The 21,223-nt window shown below is 29.8% G+C and carries 13 protein-coding genes and 2 pseudogenes; 4 read left to right on the forward strand and 11 right to left on the reverse strand.

The window, feature by feature from the left end; translation table 11 throughout:
* Positions 1 to 31 precede the first annotated feature (31 nt).
* A complete protein-coding gene (locus tag CLOBL_RS10450; RefSeq protein ID WP_077858977.1) occupies positions 32 to 1,774 on the forward strand; it encodes an FtsH/Yme1/Tma family ATP-dependent metallopeptidase in 1,743 nt (580 codons plus the stop codon).
* Positions 1,775 to 1,922: 148 nt separating this feature from the next.
* Here the strand turns inward: CLOBL_RS10450 and CLOBL_RS10455 are convergent, their stop codons facing one another.
* The 5 genes and pseudogenes from CLOBL_RS10455 to CLOBL_RS10475 form a co-directional block, all read right to left on the reverse strand.
* Positions 1,923 to 3,683: an HD domain-containing phosphohydrolase gene (locus tag CLOBL_RS10455; protein ID WP_077858978.1), complete on the reverse strand. Its 1,761-nt coding sequence runs from the start codon at positions 3,681 to 3,683 to the stop codon at positions 1,923 to 1,925.
* Between the two features lie 216 nt (positions 3,684 to 3,899).
* A complete protein-coding gene (argS, locus tag CLOBL_RS10460) occupies positions 3,900 to 5,663 on the reverse strand; it encodes an arginine--tRNA ligase (RefSeq protein ID WP_077858979.1) in 1,764 nt (587 codons plus the stop codon).
* 523 nt (positions 5,664 to 6,186) lie between these two features.
* Positions 6,187 to 6,995, reverse strand: a pseudogene (locus CLOBL_RS10465) (DUF2935 domain-containing protein).
* A gap of 89 nt (positions 6,996 to 7,084) precedes the next feature.
* The gene (locus CLOBL_RS10470; protein WP_077859010.1) at positions 7,085 to 7,942 is read right to left on the reverse strand and encodes a 4Fe-4S binding protein; all 858 of its coding nucleotides are present in this window, start codon (positions 7,940 to 7,942) and stop codon (positions 7,085 to 7,087) included.
* A gap of 241 nt (positions 7,943 to 8,183) precedes the next feature.
* Positions 8,184 to 9,314, reverse strand: a complete 1,131-nt coding sequence (locus CLOBL_RS10475) for an SGNH/GDSL hydrolase family protein (RefSeq protein WP_077858980.1) — start codon at positions 9,312 to 9,314, stop codon at positions 8,184 to 8,186.
* 471 nt (positions 9,315 to 9,785) lie between these two features.
* On the opposite strand from CLOBL_RS10475, the gene nrdJ reads away from it, so the two are divergent.
* Positions 9,786 to 11,879, forward strand: a complete 2,094-nt coding sequence (gene nrdJ, locus CLOBL_RS10480) for a ribonucleoside-triphosphate reductase, adenosylcobalamin-dependent (protein WP_077858981.1) — start codon at positions 9,786 to 9,788, stop codon at positions 11,877 to 11,879.
* A gap of 164 nt (positions 11,880 to 12,043) precedes the next feature.
* Here the strand turns inward: nrdJ and CLOBL_RS10485 are convergent, their stop codons facing one another.
* From CLOBL_RS10485 to CLOBL_RS10490, 3 genes and pseudogenes are all read right to left on the reverse strand, one after another.
* Positions 12,044 to 12,595: a 3D domain-containing protein gene (locus tag CLOBL_RS10485; RefSeq protein WP_077858982.1), complete on the reverse strand. Its 552-nt coding sequence runs from the start codon at positions 12,593 to 12,595 to the stop codon at positions 12,044 to 12,046.
* Between the two features lie 277 nt (positions 12,596 to 12,872).
* Positions 12,873 to 13,037: a hypothetical protein gene (locus tag CLOBL_RS27955; RefSeq protein WP_179117731.1), complete on the reverse strand. Its 165-nt coding sequence runs from the start codon at positions 13,035 to 13,037 to the stop codon at positions 12,873 to 12,875.
* Positions 13,038 to 13,157: 120 nt separating this feature from the next.
* Positions 13,158 to 13,721, reverse strand: a pseudogene (locus tag CLOBL_RS10490) (spore coat protein).
* 214 nt (positions 13,722 to 13,935) lie between these two features.
* On the opposite strand from CLOBL_RS10490, the gene pknB reads away from it, so the two are divergent.
* Together pknB and CLOBL_RS10500 are read left to right on the forward strand one after the other, a co-directional pair.
* Positions 13,936 to 15,423: a Stk1 family PASTA domain-containing Ser/Thr kinase gene (gene pknB, locus CLOBL_RS10495; protein ID WP_077858983.1), complete on the forward strand. Its 1,488-nt coding sequence runs from the start codon at positions 13,936 to 13,938 to the stop codon at positions 15,421 to 15,423.
* A 481-nt stretch (positions 15,424 to 15,904) separates the two neighbouring features.
* Positions 15,905 to 16,540 (forward strand): aldehyde dehydrogenase family protein, encoded by a 636-nt coding sequence (locus CLOBL_RS10500; protein WP_179117732.1) that lies wholly within the window; start codon positions 15,905 to 15,907, stop codon positions 16,538 to 16,540.
* A 279-nt stretch (positions 16,541 to 16,819) separates the two neighbouring features.
* Here the strand turns inward: CLOBL_RS10500 and CLOBL_RS10505 are convergent, their stop codons facing one another.
* From CLOBL_RS10505 to CLOBL_RS10515, 3 genes are all read right to left on the reverse strand, one after another.
* Positions 16,820 to 17,182, reverse strand: a complete 363-nt coding sequence (locus tag CLOBL_RS10505) for a response regulator (protein WP_077858984.1) — start codon at positions 17,180 to 17,182, stop codon at positions 16,820 to 16,822.
* Between the two features lie 63 nt (positions 17,183 to 17,245).
* Positions 17,246 to 20,068 carry a response regulator gene (locus CLOBL_RS10510; protein WP_242953817.1) on the reverse strand — a complete coding sequence of 941 codons (2,823 nt, stop codon included), beginning with the start codon at positions 20,066 to 20,068 and terminating at the stop codon, positions 17,246 to 17,248.
* A 32-nt stretch (positions 20,069 to 20,100) separates the two neighbouring features.
* Positions 20,101 to 21,171 (reverse strand): HD domain-containing phosphohydrolase, encoded by a 1,071-nt coding sequence (locus CLOBL_RS10515; RefSeq protein ID WP_077858986.1) that lies wholly within the window; start codon positions 21,169 to 21,171, stop codon positions 20,101 to 20,103.
* Positions 21,172 to 21,223 lie beyond the last annotated feature (52 nt).

Consider the following 21,223-nt stretch of genomic DNA (forward strand, 5'->3'; position numbering starts at 1 on the left):
AAGTTATCTTTTAAGATATAGGAGGTATTTAATGAATAAAATTAAAAAATATTACATTGTAATTCCTATAATTACTGCATTACTATCACTTACGTTCCTGATAATTTCAACTTTTAATACTACTGTAGTTACTAAAAGTTATTCTATATTTACAGAGGATCTAAATTCTAAAAATGTATCTACAGTCATATTGGATTCTTCTCCTAAAATGACTATAGTCCTAAATAATGGCGATAAATATTATACAGATAATCCTCATACAGATACTTTAAAAGAGAAATTATTACTTAACGGAATAGAGGTTAAAGACCAAACCACTCCCCCTCTTACTAAATCTATACCTACTGGTATTTTGATGCTATCAATTGTTGCAATAGCAATTATGACCACACAAAAATTTAGAGGAGGGACCTCTTCAATAACAGCTATGGATATGCAAGATTTTAGCAAGGATAAAAAAACTGCTTCAAATTTTGATGCAGTTGCTGGTAATGAGGAAGCAAAAGAAAGTTTGATGGATATTGTTGATTTCCTTAGAAATCCCGAAAAATATCAAAAATACGGTGCAAGAATGCCTAAAGGAGTAATTCTCTATGGTGACCCTGGTACAGGTAAAACCTTACTTGCAAAGGCTGTAGCAGGTGAAGCTGGTGTACCATTCTATGCTCTTAGTGGTTCTGACTTTGTTCAAGTATACGTTGGTGTAGGAGCCGCAAGAGTAAGAAATCTATTTAAAAAAGCAAAATCTCATGGAAAAGCAGTAATATTTATCGATGAGATTGATGCTATAGGTAAAGCAAGAAGTAATGGTAAAAATGGTTCTGGAAATGATGAAAAAGATCAAACTCTAAATGCTCTTTTAACTGAAATGTCTGGTTTTGGACAAGAAGAAGGAATAGTAGTAATTGCTGCTACAAATAGGTTGGACATGCTAGATAGCGCCCTTTTAAGACCTGGAAGATTTGATAGACATATAGAAGTATCACTTCCAGATGTTAATGCTAGGGAAAAAATATTATCTCTGCATTTAAAAAACAAACCTCATGAAAATATTAATATAAAGGAGCTCGCTAAAAAAACTGCCTATTTCTCCGGTGCAAAATTAGAAAGTTTAGTAAATGAAAGCGCTATTTTGGCTGCAAAGGATAATAGTAATTCTATTACCTCTAATCATATTGAAGCTGCCTATTCAATAACTTTGGCTGGGCATGAAAAGAAAGAAAGAAGTTACCTTAAGGAAGAAGATAAGCTTCTAACCTCCTATCATGAAGCTGGGCACGGATTGGTTAATATGCTGCTACTCCCTCAAGATAAAGTCTCAAAAATAACAATTATACCAACTACAAAAGGTGCTGGCGGCTATACATTAACTATTCCCGAAGACCATAGCTACCATCGAATTGATTATTTAAAAAATAAGATTAAAGTTTCTCTTGGAGGAAGAGCTGCTGAAGAAATTATTTTTGGAAAAGATAAAATTTCTACCGGAGCATATGGGGATATTTCTCAGTCTACTGATATTGCATTAAAAATGATTACTGAATACGGAATGGGAGAAACCTTAGGTCTCATAAAACTTTCAAGTGTTGGCTCTTTATATAGCAGTTATGGAAACCCTGTTATTGAAGAATGTAAAAACCTTGTTAATGAATTATATGAAGAAACCTTAAAACTTTTAAAAGAAAATATAACTTCTCTTGAGAAGATAGCCTTAAAGCTATTGGAAGAAGAAACTTTATATGAAGATGGACTAAAAAAGTTACTATGTAGATAATATAAATTAAAAGCTGTGCCCATTTATTCATCTATCTTGAATTAATTTCAAGAACATAAATAAATGGGCACAAAACTATTCCAGACTCTAAGCCTCAAATCTCATAATACTATTAATCATTGTATAAAATTTTTAATTATTTATCTTATCATTTTCCTTGAGCCAAGACTTTTTCTATGAATACATTTACTAAATAAGGATCAAATTGAATACCTGCATTTCTTCTTATTTCTTCTACTGCAAATTCTTTTGATAATGCTTTGCGGTAACTTCTATCACTAATAATAGCATCATATACATCTGCTATAGCTATTATCCTGGATTCAAGTGGTATAGCTTCTCCTTTTAATTCTTTAGGATACCCTTCTCCATTCCATTTTTCATGATGTAGAAGTACATATTCTGCTATTTCAGATAATTCATTTACTGTACTCAATATTCTATAACCTATTTCTGGATGTCTTTTGATTTCTTTTAATTCTTCCTGGTCTAGTTTACCAGCTTTATTAAGGATACTTTCTTCTATAGCTATTTTTCCTATGTCATGGAGTAATCCTGCTGTCTTAAGTTCATGAATCTTTCTTTCAGGCAGCTCAAGAACTTCTCCCATCTTTTTACATAGTTCTGAAACTCTAACTGAATGCTGCTCTTCTCTCTTATTTTTTTCATTAAGAGTATTAATTATTGTTTCTATCGTCTTTCCTCTAGTGCATGAACTTTCAAAAAGCTTTCTCTTATACATATAATTTTCAGCTTTCCTAAATACATCTTGAATATCTTCTTCTTCATACCTCTTAGTCTCATAACCAAAAGATATTGATACGTCTAAATTTTGTACTTTTTCCTTTACTGCTGATTTATTAATACTTTTAATTATTTTTTCTGTTTCATCTGCATCTGTATTAGGTAGCAAGATAACGAATTCATCTCCTCCTAATCTAGCAACAACATCGTTAGGTCTGCATTCTTTTTCTATAATTTCTGCAATTTTATGTATAAGTTCGTCTCCTGCTATATGCCCAAAAGAATCATTAATTAACTTCAATCCATTTGCATCACCTAAAACAATAGTTAACGGTAGATTCTCTTTCACATCTAGCCTCTTTAATTCTTCTTCATAAAACCTTCTGCTCTTTACTCCAGTGAGTTGATCATTGTAACTTAAATACTCTAGATTTCTTTCCAATTCTTTACTTCTGGTAATATTTCTAACTATTGCAAGAACTTCATCTTTTCCCTTAATAACCATTCTGCATTCATAGTATTTCACTATATTTTCATTAATCAATTTACATTCAAAGCTACATAAATTACCACTTTTAATAACTAGCTCTAAATTTTTATAAGCAAGTTCTGCAACTTCTCTAGGCATGATTTCAGCTATTGTTTTTCCAATAAGTTCTTCTTTATTATTTACTAATATATTCTCCTCATTTACTTCATAATCCATAAGAATACCTTCGAAGTTAATAATAAATAGTGTATCCGGCATTGCTTTAATGATTGCTCTATTTTTTTCCTCACTTTTGATCAGTTGTTGTTCGTCTTTACATATCTTCTTATACTGGATTCTCAATTTTTCTTTGCTTATAGCCAGTTGCTGTATGTATGCTTCAAGTTCCATATTACTATTTTTAAGTTCTTTTTCCCTTAAAATAATTATACTTAAAAATTTTTTCATCAAGAAATAAAGAATAAATGACGTTATGATTATAAATATATATCCTTTATACATGTTTGCTGTGAGAAGGTTATTTCCACTGCAAAAAAATAAATACGTAATTCTTTCCGAAAAGTAAATCCAAATAAATCCACATAATAAATATATTAAACTTATTTTAAAGGTTGCATATCTTAATCTATTTTCATTTAATAATGAAGTAATTTTTTCTTTAGTTAATCTAGACATATTTGTTCCTCAATTCTATTCTAAATTCATGTAATTATTAAAGCCATAAAATATTTTAATAGAGTCTACTAGTTTTTTCGACTAATTATGCTATATTCTTTAATGTTTTATTGCAATATTTCAATATATATTTAATATTTTAAAAAATCCTCCACATTATTTAATTGAATAATGTGGAGGAAAGTTATTATATAAAAACTATTTACTTTTTTAAGATTACATTCTTTCAGGTATTTCCATTCCTAGTAAATCTAAAGCAGTTTCTAGTATACTTACAGTTAAAGCCAATAAATTTAACCATGAAAGTTTCTTTTCTTTATCCTCTTCACTTAATATTCTGTTCTCATTATAAAATCTATTGAATAAATTTGAAACTTCATAAATAAATTCACATAACCTATTAGGTGATTTATCTCTAAATGCACCTTCAACAACATCATTAAATCTTATAAATGCAAGCATTAAATCTCTTTCAACGCTGGTAGCTGGCATTTTTATATCGCCTGCAAAATCTCTAAGTTCTTCCTTAGCTTTATTAAGAATAGATTTAATTCTAACTGCAGTGTATAAAATATACGGACCTGTATTTCCTTCAAATGAAGAAAATTTATCAATATCAAATATATAATCCTTTGTAGGTATATTTGATAAATCTCCATACTTTAACGCAGCTAATCCAACTATTCTTGCTATTTCATCGCCTTCTTCAGCTGATATCTTGTCATTATTGTTAACTCTTTCTTTTACATTACCTTTAATTATAGAGATAAGGTCTTGAAGCCTCATAACTCCGCCTTCTCTTGTTTTAAATGGCTTTCCATCTTTACCATTCATAGTTCCAAATCCTACAAACTCGAATTTCATATCATCTGAAACTAATTTAGTCTTTCTTGCGCATCTAAATACCTGTTCAAAATGAAGGCCTTGACGCTTATCAACTACATATATTATTTCATTTGGATTGTAATCCTTAACTCTTTCAATTATAGTAGCTAAATCGGTAGTTCCATAAAGCGCTGCACCATCTGATTTTTGTATTATAATTGGCGGCATTGGTTTCTTATCAGTTTCCTCCTCAACATCTATAACAAGAGCGCCTTCACTTAAATGAGTATAATTATTATCTTTAAAATATTTAACCATATCATTTATATAAGGGTTCGCATCACTTTCACCCTTCCATAAATCAAATTCAACATTAAGAGCAGCGTAATTTTTCTTTAAATCAGAAACCGAAACATTTATTATGTGCTTCCAAAGAGCAATATAGCCTCTTCTTCCTTCTTGAAGCTCTGCTGTAGCCTTCTTAGCAAGTGCCATAGCTTCCTCATCACTTTTAGCAAGCTTACTTGCAGCTGGATATATATCTTCGAGTTCATCAATAGTAAATGGTGCTTCTGTAGGATATTCACCAGTAAAACTTTCATCAAAATATTCAAGGTTTGGTTTTCTTCTTTGAACTTCTGTAATAACCATACCTATTTGAAGCCCCCAGTCTCCTAAGTGAACATCTCCAGTTACTGTATGACCTAAAAATCTACCAATTCTTTTTATTGATTCACCAATAATAGCTGAACGTAAATGTCCAACATGCAACGGCTTAGCAATATTAGCTCCGCCATAATCAACTACTATACTCATAGGCTTTTCTGAAGCTGTACATCCAAACTTTTCATCCTTATAAATTTCATTTATGTACTTAGTTAAGAAACTATCCTTTATATTTATATTAATAAAGCCTGGAGCAACTGCTGTAACATCGTCAAAAATTTCTTCCTGTTTTAAAATTTCAGCCACCTCATTTGCTATTGCTATAGGTGCCTTTTTATAAATCTTTGCTGCTTTTAATGCTCCGTTACATTGATACTGACATAAATCAGGTCTATTAGATATCTCTACTCTTCCGTATTCCTTATCATACCCTAAACTTTCAAATTTTGATTGAACTAATTCCGTTAATTGAATAACTAAATTTTTCATTGAAACCTCCTAATGTTATTGATGTTAAAATACATAATAAATAACGATCACAATAATTCGTTATTTTATTCTATACCAAAATGCACTTAGTTTCAGTGCCATATTTAAATTCTAGATTGATGAGCCTGTCAGGCTTCAAAACTCTATAATTTATTAGAAATTCAAAAAGTCTCTTATTAATATAAGAGACAAAACAAAGGCGAACAATTCTCATTACTTCGCTTCATTATTAAATGAATCTGTCTTACAATATTTTTATTGTAATGCTGGGAATCATTTCTGTCAATAATTGAGTTGTCTAATAATCTTCATTCTTTATTTTCATCACGTTTTTCAAGCTCTCTATTTATACTTTCAGCTTCTTCTTTATCCAATTTGTAAAAATGAGAATTAGTTAAACTACAGATAATAATAAGACAGTAGCTAATTTCATAAAAGAACTAGTTACTGTCCCAATAAATTTGCACTATGTTTATTTCTAAAATTTGAATAAAAATATTTGTTCCTAATTCCTTTTTTATATTCAATCTTCAATCCTAGGTTTTGTCGAATCACAATTTGGAGCTTCAATATTAGATACCATTGAAAGCTTTATAAGATAATAGCATTCTTCTCTAAACATATGGTCAAGCATTAAAGGATATATGGTACCTAAAACCTTTTTTTCTTGAACTGCAGTTTCTAATTCTTTCAAGAAATTTTTGAAGCAGCTCATCACCTCATTAGCATCAATATTATGCTTTTTTAATGCTGGGAATTCACAAATATCAGTTCTTGTATATCCCCTGTACTCTATTGTTCTTAAGTATAAATCAGTAAATATTTTTGAATATTCCTTGCTGGTTTTTATTAATTCCTTCTGTGTCATATCCAGAGTGCTAGCTATAGTTTGTGCATGACCACTTCCATCAAGAAGCCAAAGTAAATGAAGATTTAAATCGCTTATTTGTGGTATATTTCCTTTAATTAAATCATTTAAAATAGTAAGATATTCTTCTAGTTCGTTAAGCATATGATTTATAAATGTAGGTGGAAGATTAATGTAAATTTTATCTTCAATTTGTTTAGATAGAATAATTAATTTGAATTCTCTTATCTTCATTGCAGCAGAATATGCCTTATAATTTAGTTCATGAAGATTTTCATTTGAAATTAGCTTACATGATTTTGCCAACAAATTATCAAATAAATTAATAAATTCATTAGCTTTATGAACAAAATGATTTTCCTTTGGTGAAAGTGAATTCAAAATAAATCTCGAATGATCTCCTAAAATTTGTAACCAAAACAATGTTCAAAAAGTGAAATCTCCTTAATATTATTTTCTATCAAAATTGCCCTCCAAAAAATTTATTATTAATATTTATGACAATTATTTATAATTTAACACATTAGAATGTTATATTGGGTTAATCTTTTATTTACTGTTTTTCAATATTTAAAGTATCACTTATATGCTTCCATCCTAATCTATCAATTGTACTACCTAGTCTTTCACCTTTGTTCGCATTGGCTTTATAATAATCAATGACTTTTCCAGTAAACTCTGACAATTCATCTATATTAAAAATTTTACTAATTCTGTCACCTATCCTTAATTGTCTTCCGCCCTTACCTCCTACATAAATTGCTATTCCTTCCTTTTTCAGCTTCATTGACTTGAATGGACATACTTTTATACATTGACCACAAGAAATACATTTATCATAATTTATCTTAGCCTTTTTATCTATTATTTCAATTGCATTTACCTTACAAGCGCGTTCACATATTCTGCATCCTTTACAAATATCTTCTTTAACTCTAGGTTCATTTTGAGCCATAAACCCCAAGTCACTCAGTGGCGCTTTTACGCAATTATTAGGACATGCGCTTATTCCAATTTTAAATTTACCCGGAACATCCATTCCTAAAAACTTTTCTTCCAATTTTCTTGATAATTCTTGTGAATCTATTAATCCATATTTACAAAGAACACCCTTACAAGCTGCTACAGCAATAACCCTATAGCCTGTCCCTCCAGTTGTAATATGCGCCTCTTTAATGGCTCTTTTAACTTCAGGAATAGACTCCTCTTTTATCCATGGTATTTCTATACACTGTCTTGTTGTAAATCCAATATATCCTCTGCCATACTTGTCCGCTATATCTGATAAACAGCGCACCTTACCTGAATTTAAGTTTCCTGCTGAAGTAAGAACTCTAAGTGAAAAATACCCTTTATCCTGCTGCTGCATATAACCTTCTAATTTTAGTAAATTAAGTTCTTCTTTATTCAATTGTTTTCCAATCCTTTCTCCACAAAAAATATATAATACACTCAAAAAGTTATAATATCACTCTTTCACATGTATAACTGTGATTTTAATCACATTCTGAAGGATTTCTGTAATTATACATTTAATTAACAGGAAATATAATTTTCAGAGCCCTTAAATAATAAAAGGAAGTTCTGCTATTTATATAGTTAAACCATTAATTTATTCACTCTGCAGAGATTACCATTAGATCTTTTAATCTTCACTTATCCATTAAAATTTCCTTTATAAATTCGGTTAATTCCCTTGCTGCCTTTTCATGAGCTAAAAGTCCTGGATGACTTCTAGCACCAACTGTTTCACTTGTTGTATTAGGTAGTTGAAAAACAGAAATCATCCTGTCATTTGTACTTTTCACATAAGAATCTACCGCGCGATAAATATATGGCATAAGTTGCAAACCTAACATTCCATACACCCATATAATATGTGCTTTCCTATTATATTTTCTAAGCTTAACAATGAAATTTTCTACTGCCCTTTCAAAGGCTTCTATGTCTTCTTCATTAAAACTTCCATCATCATTTAATCTTTGCTTATAAATCTCTCCTGTTATTTCATCTTTCCATTCTGGATAATCAAACGCACCAGCATCATTTGTTCCGAGGTTAACTACGATGATGTCTGGCTGCCATAAACTAAAATCATTTTCATTTAATACACCTAATGCTTTATTTTTCTCACCCTTAAGAACTCCACAGACTTTCTCATAATACTCAGGAATATTTTCATGTGGGTTATTATTCCAACTGGTTAGTACTCCCCAGCCACTTTGGGAAATAATTCTGTACTCTGCATTTAATGCTTCTGCTATTATTGCTGTATAATTATTTACTGAACTAAAAAACATAGGAATCCAATCCTCTTCTTCTTTAGCCCCTATTGCTCCTTCTCCTGAAGTAATGCTATCTCCTATAAATTCAATTTTATATGACTTATCTTTAATAGGTAAAGATTCTCCATCAAATTTTGCTCTATGTATCTGCATATAGCAGTTTATATCTTCACTCATAGGCTGAACCTCCTTTATTATACGAACATTTTTCATAGCCTTTTCATCCATACCTCTAAATACACAAATCCAATATCTTCCCTTGTTTAACATTTGCCTGCTTACAGGAATTGAATTAATGACTATGCTTATCCATTGTTCAAATATATCATAATCCGACTCTACTTCAATCCATAACTCCGAACCTTTTACATTTAATTCAATTGCGCTTCCAGTCCAAAATAATGTTAATGGCTCAAGGCATCCAGTTGTTCTTCCATGAATTTTTAAATTGTTAATATCAGATAATTTATATACTTTTAATCTCTCATTTTCTTTCATTTTCTCTTCCTCCTATTAATTTATTTGATACTATCTATCATTTGATTTTATTAACATAAAAATTTACAATTAGATTTTCATATATAATTACATTTCTTATTACTCTAATACATATCATAATACTTTCTTACAACTTCTTCCACCAATCCTTATTAACCACATGCTTTTTTCTTTAATTAATTAGATTTATTTTTTGATAAATATCCATACTTTCTTTCAAAATATGGATATAGTTTTCTCATAAATTTTATTTTATTCTATAAATTTTATGAATCCTAGCATAAATCAAACCTGAGGACATGTCCATATATAGTGTCGTTTTTTTTTTACAGTACAACATATTGTATTTATCAAATAAATGTTTTAAAATAATAATATCTTTTTCATATGAAAATATTATAACTAGAAATAATATAAGGTTTTATAAGAAATTCTTAGGCTATATAAAAACTTATACTTGGAGGAATATACATGAGTAAAATATTATCGGAAAAATTCTTGAGTAAATATAGAGAGGCTGAAAAAACACCTTTAAGTAATATTGGTGAATTCGTATATTTAAGAACTTACTCAAGATATTTAAATGACAAAAAAAGAAGAGAAAATTGGTTTGAAACAGTTCTTAGAACAACAGAATATAATATTGAACTTGGTATTGAATTTAAAAAGAAGCATGGATTAGATATAAATCTACAAAATGAAACAAAGGAAGCTGAACTTTTATTTGATAACTTATACAATTTAAGAACTTTTACATCAGGAAGAACTCTCTATATGGGTGGAACAGATATAGTAAAGGAATACCCTCTTTCAAATTATAACTGCTCTTTTACAATGATTGAAAAGTTCCATGATTTTGTAGATGTATTTTATCTTCTTATGGTTGGCTCTGGTGTAGGAGTTAGAATTGATAGTGACTTAATCTCTAAGATGCCTAAAATAAGAAAAATAGCATTGCTTGGACAATATACTGAAGATGTTCATAAATATATGCCAAAAGAATATATGGAAGACACAAAGCTTATTATAGATGATAAAGATTCATCTGTTGCTGCCATTAAGGTTGGTGATAGCAAAGAAGGCTGGTGCGCTGCTCTAGAAACATATTTTCAATTAATTACAGCCCCTGAGTATGAAAACATACATAAAATCATAATTGATTATAGTTATGTCAGACCAGAAGGTGAACGCTTAAAGAGATTTGGTGGCAGGGCGTCTGGGCACAATTCATTAAAAAGAATGTTTGAAAAGATTAATAAAGTCTGCAATAAGCTCACAGATGGCAGCTTAAAGTCACTTGATGTTTTAGATATAGCAACAATAATAAGTGAAAATGTAGTTTCTGGTGGTGTACGTCGTAGTGCCATGATGATTATCTGTGATGAGGATGATTATGATGTAATAAATGCCAAAAGTAATCTTTACAAAATAGTTGATGGAAATTGGATTGAGAACTCAGAAGTTTCTCATAGAAAAATGAGCAACAATTCTGTATTGTACAAAGAGAAACCTTCATTAGATAAAATAAAGGAAATATTAAACTCCATAAAAATTAATGGTGAACCGGGCTTTATTAATGGGATGGAAGCGGAAAAAAGAAAATCTACTTTTAAGGGATGCAACCCATGTGGAGAAATTTTACTCAATTCACATCAATGTTGCAACTTATCTACAAATAATTTAGTATCCTTTGTAAATAACGATCATGAATTAGATATTAAACACTTGGAAGAAATAATAAAATTATCTGCAAGAGTGGCTATAAGAATGACCTTAGTAAATGTTGAACTTCCAGATTGGGATAAGATTATGCAGGCTGATAGGATAGTCGGAATTTCCTTAACTGGCATAATGGATATGATAAACAAAACTAATATGAGCTATCAAGAGTTGGGAAAATTATTAAAGCACCTCCGAGAAATTGTAAAGAATGAAGGTAATAGATATTGCGCCGAGCTTGAAATTTCAGCCCCAGAACTTATGACTACAATTAAACCAGAAGGTTCACTTTCAACACTTCCATGTGTAAGTTCTGGAATACACTATTCACATTCTAATTATTATATTAGAAGAGTTAGAATTTCCGTATCTGATCCATTATACAAAATGATAGAAAAATTAAAATGCTATCCTATTTATAATGAAAATGGGCAAAGCGATGAAAACTGTACAACAAAAGTTATAGAGTTTCCAATAAAAGCTCCTGACGGAAAAACAAAATATGATGTTGGAGCTATAGAACAACTTGAACTTTACAAACTTTCAATGATAAACTGGACCGATCATAACACTTCAATAACTGTACATGTAAGAGATGACGAATGGGAATCTGTTGCAAATTGGTTATATGAAAACTTTGATTATGTGGTTGGTATAACTTTCCTTCCGCTGATGGATGAAACTTATCCTCTTTTACCTTATGAATCTACAACAAAAGAAGATTATGAGGAACGTGTAAAAAATATTAAACCTATAGACTATGAACTACTTGCAGAACTAGATGACGATGAAGAGCATGAAATTATTGATAAAGAATGTGCTAATGGAGTTTGCCCTGTAAGATAATAAAAATTTATAATTTTAGCCAGCACCTTGTAACGGTGCTGGCTTTCACATTAGATTATTAAAAATAATCTTTAGGCATCTTAATCCAACGTCAATCAAAATTCCTGCATGGAATTACGAATTTTTACTCAAGAATTATATTCCTCTCAATTCACTTGTAGATACTACTCTAATAAATAGATTGTTGTATATTTTCTTCCGAATTCTTCGGCTTCTTCATAAGTTGGCACCCATACATCGATTACGTAAGTACCATCTTTCTTTATTTTAATTGCTCCACCTCTATCTTCAACATCAAATATACCATCGGCTTTATAATTTGTTAAGTCTGGAATGTAAATTTTACTTCCAAGTGGTATTTTCGATGGAGCTGCAATAACCCCTAACCTAGTTTTCGTCTGCATTGCTGTTTGTGCTCCCCAGTTTCCTGAACATTTTGGATCATTAGAGTATGCAGTTAATTCAGCCTTTATTGGCACACCTATCGGTTTTTGGTTTTCTTGAGCTTTTGTCGGTGCAGCTTCAACTTTTTCAGTTTCTGCTGGTGTTTCTTTTATGTCATTCGCTGAAATTTCAGTGTTTTCCTCCGCTGGATCTTCATGCCTTTCTGTTTCAGCATTTTCCATCTCAGAACTATCGCCATATTTGCTTGTAACAGTTTTATTTATAATAAAATCTTTTTGTTTAACATTCAAATAATCTGCTCCGAGATTCATATGAAATACTACTAAAAGAAATATTACTTCTAGTAAATTTCAATTAAATTTTATCAAACAACCACTCCTTGTGTTTTATTTGCAGTTTGCAAACTTATACATTTTTCGACTGCATTAGTCACCGATATGGCATTTCCACTTATTATAATCTAATATTTTTTTTAAGTCAAGGGTAAACTTTGTTATATATAGAAAAAAGTTATAATTATATTAAATTTAATGCTTGTATTTTAGTGATAAACATACAACTAACAAAACCCAAAATATCACTAAGAAATCACTTTTTTAATTTCTTGGTATTTTCAAAGAATTTCAATACCCCCATTGAAATTAAGCCACCATACATTATAAACCCTTCAAAAGCCCCGTAGCCAAATATACTCCCAATCTGACGACAATTACTATAAATATAATTAAATACCTTCATATCTAGACCAAACATATTTTTTCATTCCTTATAAATTTATATCTATGTAAAATATATGTGTTAGGAATATAAACTTTACTAACTGTTTGTCATTTTCATACTATATATTAACTAATCTCAATACACAGATTTTTTCTAAACTAATTCTAGCTCACGAACTTCATCATATATAGCTGAAATGGTGTCAAGTGTATTCTGGGGTTCCGTATCCAATGGATAATACCCTTTTCTGACCATCTATTGCCAAACTTCATATGCATGATTACAGCTCATAGTAAAAGCATCCTTCAAAAATTCTCTTACCTGTGGACTGCTTGCTTCCATCGCTGACCATGCGTATTCTCTTCCTGCTCTCTTCAAAGTTAGAAGATATGCAGTTGCTATTTCCCTGCCATTCATCTCATATACTTGTGTTCTTGGTGTTATTTTGGGAAAATTATTAGTTGGTGATTTAGTATAATCCTGTAATGTTTTACTCAATTGAGGAACATTAAGTTTTTGTGTTAAACCATTATTTTTACTTAAAAATTCAACCTTCATATTATAATCTTGAATATGTGCTGGAAAATGAGATTGTATCATTGCTTTTAATTCCATATCTTGAGCTGCGCTTATAAACATAGCCATGTTCGTTATAGAATTTACTCAGCTTATAGTTAATTCATGTAAATCATGCATTTCGTGACCACCTAATTGCATAACAATTACCTCCTAATTTAATATTATTGTTTATACAACAAATAATTTGCCACTAGAAGATTATTTTTATACTATTATTTCTCATAATAATAAGAATGTATTTAATTTTGTTTTTCTTAAGGATATATTATATAAAATAATTTTTTCCTACCTTAGTCCATAGAATTAGTTGTGATATAATACATACATTACTGTTTTTAGTAGGAGGACATATATGATAGGGACATTAATTTCAAATAGATATAAAATAATCGAAAAAATTGCTGAAGGTGGCATGGGAGTTGTTTATAAAGCCAAATGCACTTTACTAAATAGATTTGTGGCTATAAAGATATTAAAATCAGAATTGTGCGATAATAAAGATTTTATTAATAGATTTAAAAGAGAAGCCAATTCAATTGCCAGCTTATCGCATCAAAACATAGTTAATATTTATGATGTAGGTATAGATAATGATATAAATTATATAGTTATGGAATATATTAAAGGAAAAACATTGAAACAAATAGTGATAGAGAATGGAAAGCTTAATCTTCAGAAAACTTTGGATATAACTTTGCAAATCTCTAGAGCTCTAGAATATGCTCATAATAATACTATAATTCATCGGGATATAAAACCCGATAATATTTTAATTACTGAAGATAATATTGTTAAATTGATGGATTTTGGGATTGCTAAAGTAGGTAATTCTATAACCATAACCGGTTCTCACAATATAATAGGCTCTGTACATTACTTTTCTCCTGAGCAAGCTAAAGGAAAATTAGTAGATGCCAGAACTGATATATATGCATTAGGTGTTGTTATGTATGAAATGATTACTGGACAAGTTCCTTTTAATGGTGACTCTCCTATTTCCATAGCCATTATGCATATTGATAAATCTGTTATCCCTCCAAAAGAAATTGCTGATAATATACCAGAAAATATAAATGCAGTAATCCTAAAAGCTTTAGAAAAAGAACCTGTTAATAGATTCCAAACTGCTAAGGAGCTTTCTGATATTATAAGTAAAATTAAAGAAGATAATAATTTCAAAGTTAACTTTAATAATAAATCACTTGATTCAACAACTATTTTAATGGCTGAAACAAATAAAGATTTATCTCATATGATTTACAATTCTACTGTTATTATGAGCGAAAGAATAATTCCCAAGACTATGATATTAGATAATGATAAAAGAATATCATCTAACTCTACTGTTAAAAGAAAAAACAAAAAAATCCCCTTAGCTATAGGGATAATTATTTTATTTACAATTTGCGGTATGCTTGGCGGATTTCTTTATAAACAATCTACTTTTAAAGATACTACTACAGCTTCAAATACATTGAATAATGAAAAAGATAGCACTAATAATACAGATGATAAAAGCATTACTAAAGAAGATGATAAAGCAGAATTGCCACAAGAGAAAAAGATTTCTGTCCCTTCACTTATTGGAAAAACTCAAGATACAGCTGAAAATATTATAAATTCAAACGGATTTCTACCTGGTGCTATTACAGCTGAATATAATGATAATATTCCAAAAGGTTTAATTATCAGACAATCTCCTGTTGCCGGTACATACTGTGATAAAAGTCAAAAAATTGATTTAGTTATTAGTCAAGGCGAACAGCCTGCTCAAGTAGCTCCACAACATAAACAAAACGGTAATGGAAAAGATAAAGAAAAAAAAATCAAAAGCAAATGATTTATTTAAATTAGCACAAATACTCATAAGTTTATTATAGAAGAATTATTATATTGGATAGAAATATAAGGTGCAGTGACTAAAAGAACTGCATTTTTTATTTCAAATCATTTATAAAGAATTATTATTCCGATACTATTATATAATAAAACATTTTCACATCCTAATTTAAATAACTTGCAGACTTTGTTAAAACATTGATTATTATATCAATAATGATAGCTTTGCTCTAAAACACACTCTCTAATTGGTTAGTTTTTTAACAAGTCTGAACAAAATTTCAGAAAATTCTAAATATCCTATTGAATTAATAGTAACATATTGTTATAATATTGAATAAGATATAGAGAAATCAATATATATTTTTTCTTTATAATTGTTAAAATATTAACGTTAATTATTTAACTTTATTCTATTTTTTCGCAATACTATAACTTTTATAAAAATTATATTTATTAATTAGGGAAAAGGGGAGATAAAAATGATGATAATAAAGAAACCACTTCAATATGCAACTGTAATAGATCGTCAAGGGGACTGCGGTGTATTTGACACTATGGATGATGCCATTAGATTAGCCTGTGTAGCCGCAGAAGAATACTCTAATCTTGATACTAACAAAAGGAATGATATCACAAATGCAGCTATTAGCACACTAAATAATCACCTCGAGGAACTCAGCACCATGTTCTGCAAAGAAATAGGACAAGATTCATATGATGAAATTCTTCATGATAACATTGCTGCATTGAATAATTACAAAAACTATTCAATACTATCTACGAATAATAAATTAAATGCTTATAATGATTCTTGCTTAGTTAGCGGAATAATAGTTGAATCTTCAAATTCACTTGAAACTATAATTCAAAATAGCATTTTAACTCTTAAAGCTGGAAATGCGATTGTATTTTCATCAAATAAAAATATGAAAAATGTGTTTTCTTACGCTATTAAACTCATCAATAATGCCATAGAAGCTATAGGTGGCCCTAAAAATCTTGTAGTTACAGTGAAAGAACCTAGTAACGAAAGTACTAATATCTTAATTGAAAACGAAAAGGTAACCTTAATCTCCGCAATAAATAGTTGTAATGCAGAAAAGGTAGCTCTTTAATATGATAACAATAATTAAATTTCTCACAAGGAAATTTAATTCACTTTTGAAACTCTGAGTGAAATATATAATGGAAAACCATATCATAAATAATGATATAAAAAGTTTACTTTATCCATTATATTTTCACTTTTTTTAAATAATTACATTTTTACCAAGTTAGAAATTATGTTTTTAATATAAAAAGCCATCCTTTCAGGGATAGCTTTTCGTTTATCATCTTTAATTATGTACGCAACTATTTATTATGTATGAAGTTCATTTAAAACACTGTTCTAATTATTTATATTTTTCTAACAACTGTAATAATTCCTCAGTTTCAAAAGGTTTCTTAAGGTAACTCTTTGCTCCAAGCTCTATACACTCATCTTTTACATCTTCATATCCAACTGCTGAAATAACAATTACAACCGCTTCAGGATTTATTCTCATTATTTCTGTTAATACATCAATTCCATCTTTTCTAAGCTCAGACATATTCAGATCTAAAATAACAATTTCTGGATTTGCACTGTTAAATGTCTCAATCGCCTCATCCTTAGTGGATGCTTCAAGCATTATATATGTACCACCTTTTTTAACTATCTTTTTTACAAACATCCTCATGTACGACGAATCATCTACTATTAATACCTTTTTCATATTAAAAACTCCTTTGTACCTTTTAATTTTTAAATCTATTTATTAATTTTTAATATCTGTTTACTAAAATAAATCATTGATTTGCTTGAAAAACTCATGGCATCCTTTTATATCATGATTCAAAGCCTCTACTTCAAGTTTTACTGCCAATTCATGAATGGAAGTTATTCTCAAAGTTCCAGAAGAGCCCTTTAACTCATGCGTCAATTTTGCCAACTTCTCAAATTCATTATTTTTAATAGCTTCATCAATACCTGATATTAAATCCGGAAGACACTTTATATAATCCTCAAATATTTCTATCGCATCATCTTTATCCAATCCCGTAACTTCAACAAAGCGATCAATATTATCATCTATTATCTTATTATAATTGGGCTCATCATTTCCATATTTCATATTTTCTTCTATCATCTTAAACATTTTATCAAAATCAATCGGTTTACTTATGTAAGCATCCATTCCAGCCTTAATACATTTTTCACAATCTCCAGCCATTGCATTAGCAGTCATCGCAATAATTGTAGTATGTTTCTTATCCCCTTCAAGGTGCCTTATTCTTGCCGTGCTTTCATATCCATCCATAACTGGCATCTGACAATCCATAAAAACAACATCATAATCTTTTTTAGACACTGCATCTAACGCATCACTTCCATTTATCGCCACATCACAAGTCATATTACGAGATTTAAGCATCCTTATAACTATTTTACGATTTACTTCATTGTCTTCAACCAATAAGATCTTTGGGTTTAATGCATTATTAAAATTTTTAATATTATGTTTTATTATGGCTTGCTCTTCTTCATTTTCCAAACCTAGTGTTTTAGCAATACAACTTAACAAGTCATCTTTCTTAACAGGTTTAGCTAGAAGAGTTGAAAATCCATATTCTTTTATAGACTTTACATCTACCTTTTGCGTAACAGATGTTAAAAGTATTAACTGAATATCCTTTGCAAATGGCATTGTCCTTAATGTTGTTGCAAGTTCATATCCATTCATTCCTGGCATTTGATAGTCTATAAGAGCAATATTTATTTTATTTTCTGTATTTGCCTTTGAAATAATTGTAGTAATGGCGCTAGTGGCACCTTCAGCTTGAAATATATTTAGACCTGTCTTTTCAAGGTGTGAACTAAAAATATTCCTATTATTTTCATTATCATCTACAATTAGAACATTAATATTCTTAAATTTTTCAAAATCAAATTTCTGTTTATTAGCTCTTTTCGCTATTTTTAATCTCACATTAAACTTAAATGTAGAACCTTCCCCAAATACACTCTGAGCCCAAATTTCTCCACCCATCATTTTAACTAATTCATTACATATGGCAAGTCCAAGTCCTGTCCCTCCATATTTTCTTGTTGTAGATGCATCTGCTTGACTAAATGATTTAAATATCTTATTAATATCTTCTTTACGTATTCCAATTCCAGTGTCTTTCACCTCGAAATTCAATAGCGCCATCTCATTTTCTTCCTCTAAGTAATTTACAGAAACAGAAATTTCACCTTCCGTTGTAAATTTCACGGCATTGCTTATAAGATTATTTAATATTTGCCTAAGCCTTGATGGATCACCAATAACTTCTTCTGGCACACCTGATTTAATCATAGCATAAAGTTCGATTCCTTTTGTAGCAGCTTTTGGCGCTATCAATGAAACAGCGTCTTCAATTGTAGTCCTTAAATTAAACTTTATATTCTCCATATTAAGTTTTTTAGCTTCGATTTTTGAAAAATCCAGTATATCATTAACAATATCTAATAATATGTCAGATGCAGATTTAGCTTCACGTATAAATTCTCTTTGTTCAGTTGACAAATCAGTTGACTGCAGCAATTCAAGAAAACCAAATATTCCATTCATTGGTGTTCTTATTTCATGAGACATATTAGCAATGAACTGACTCTTTGCTATATTGGCAGCTTCAGCCTGTTCTTTCGCTTTATAAAGTTCAGTTTCAGCTTTCCTTTGTTCTGTAATGTCATTAGCTGTACAAATTAGATACATTATATTTCCCACTTCATCTAATTGAGGTTTACTTTTTATTTTTAATAATCTATTTTCGCCTTTCCAATTCTTAATCTCAAGTTCCTTTATAATAGGCATATTACTTTGAAACAATTCCCAGTTAAATTCCGAAAGTTTATTAGCAGTATTTATGTCAAATACATCATATAAATCCTGAAAGTCCATATCCCCTTTGTTCTTTCCAAAAAACTTTGCGTGGGCTTCATTAACAGTTGCATATGAAGTAACATTTTTCAATGCCCATATTTGTGATTCAGAATTATTAAGTAAAATCGCTTGTCCATTAATTGTCGACTTATAAGTTTTTTCCTTCTCTATTCTTGCTTTCGTATATGAAAAAACTTTCGAAATGTCTTTTAATGCCTTCATACTATTTTTTTCCCATGTTATATACCTAGACAAGCTTTCATAACCTATAAAACCAACTAATTTATCTTCATCTTCTAATGGAATTGTAAGAGAAGATTTTATTCCCTCCATTCTAAAAGCCTCTGCTTCCAACATGGCTTCATCAGGAATATCCTCCTTGTTATTTATTGCAACAAATCCATTGTTTTTAATTTCTCGAATAAGCCAAGGAAATGCGTAAACCGCCTCCTCTTCTTCCACTTCTCTTTTAGGTTTTACATTTTCTTTATTCCACTGACAATCTATCCGCATAAAAGTAGGATCTTTAGAAAAATAATAAATATAAATCCTATCAAGATCAAAGAGCTTACCTATTTCTTCAAATGATCTTTTAAACTCACTTTGATAATTAGTGCTATGTATATATGAGAACTTTTGAAAAGTATTATAAATTAACTTTTCATATTCATCTGAATCCCTAATAATTTCATACATATCCTTATCCCCCATAAAACTCTTCCCCTAAACTAAATTTCACAAGCCTTTGAAATAAATAATGTTAATTCTTTTAATAAATCAACTTCATACGGTTTTGAAATTGTATTTCCACTTTTATCATATATAACTTTTACTACTGGACGCAGCGGCATAGAAGTATTTTGCTTTATTACTAAGCCCTTTTCGTTTGAGCTTAAAATCACAGCACTTCCTGTTGGGAATGCAGCTATATTCCTAGTAAATTTTTTTACGATTTCCCCATCAAAATAAATATTACTCATTCCTACAAGATATTCAATAACTTCATTTACACTTTTAGGCTCAGATCCATTCTTACCAGTTATCAAATTATCAAACTCATCACATATTGATACTATTTTTGCAATTTCATTTATTTCATTACCTTTTAATTTTAACGGATAACCACTGCCATCACTTCTTTCATGGTGCATTAGTGCAGTTACCTTTACATAGGCATTCCATTGATGCTGCTCACCTAAAAAATCATAGCCGACTTTTGGATGATGAAGTTCAATATATGCATCCAATTCTTCCCTAGTTTTAAATTCTGATATGATTTTCTTATCATTCATTATTTTTATTCTACCTATATCATGCAGCATTGCAGCTGCTGCTACATCTTTAAGCTTTGACATGGTATACCCCATATGCGTTCCTATTATTGTAGCTAATACACAAACATTCACAGAATGAGTATATATATTATTGTCGCTTGCACTTATTTCTGCAACATTTATTAAAACATCTTTATTTGAAAGTATATCCTCAATAACTGAGTTTACTGAATTCATGACACTTTTATTATCAGTTTTTCCTTCACGACAATATATTTGAATCATCTCTTTTACCGCATGCTTACTCATTTGCCTTGTTTTATCAGAAATACTCTCCTCAATTTCTATATTCTTTGATATTTCGTCATCAATATATACAGAAATGATTCCAAGTTCTTTAATTCTTTCAATATAATAGGGTCTAAGTTTTACTCCAACACTAAGTAAGACTCTTCCTGATTCATCGAAAATTTGTTTTCCAAGTATTTCATCTCCTTTTAGGCTGGAGACATTAACAACTCTCATAGAAACCTCCAAATGAATAATTACCTTATCTAATAGACAATTTAAATTATTT

The sequence above is a fragment of the Clostridium sp. BL-8 genome, assembly GCF_002006495.1.
In the GTDB taxonomy this organism is placed as follows: Bacteria; Bacillota; Clostridia; order Clostridiales; family Clostridiaceae; genus Clostridium.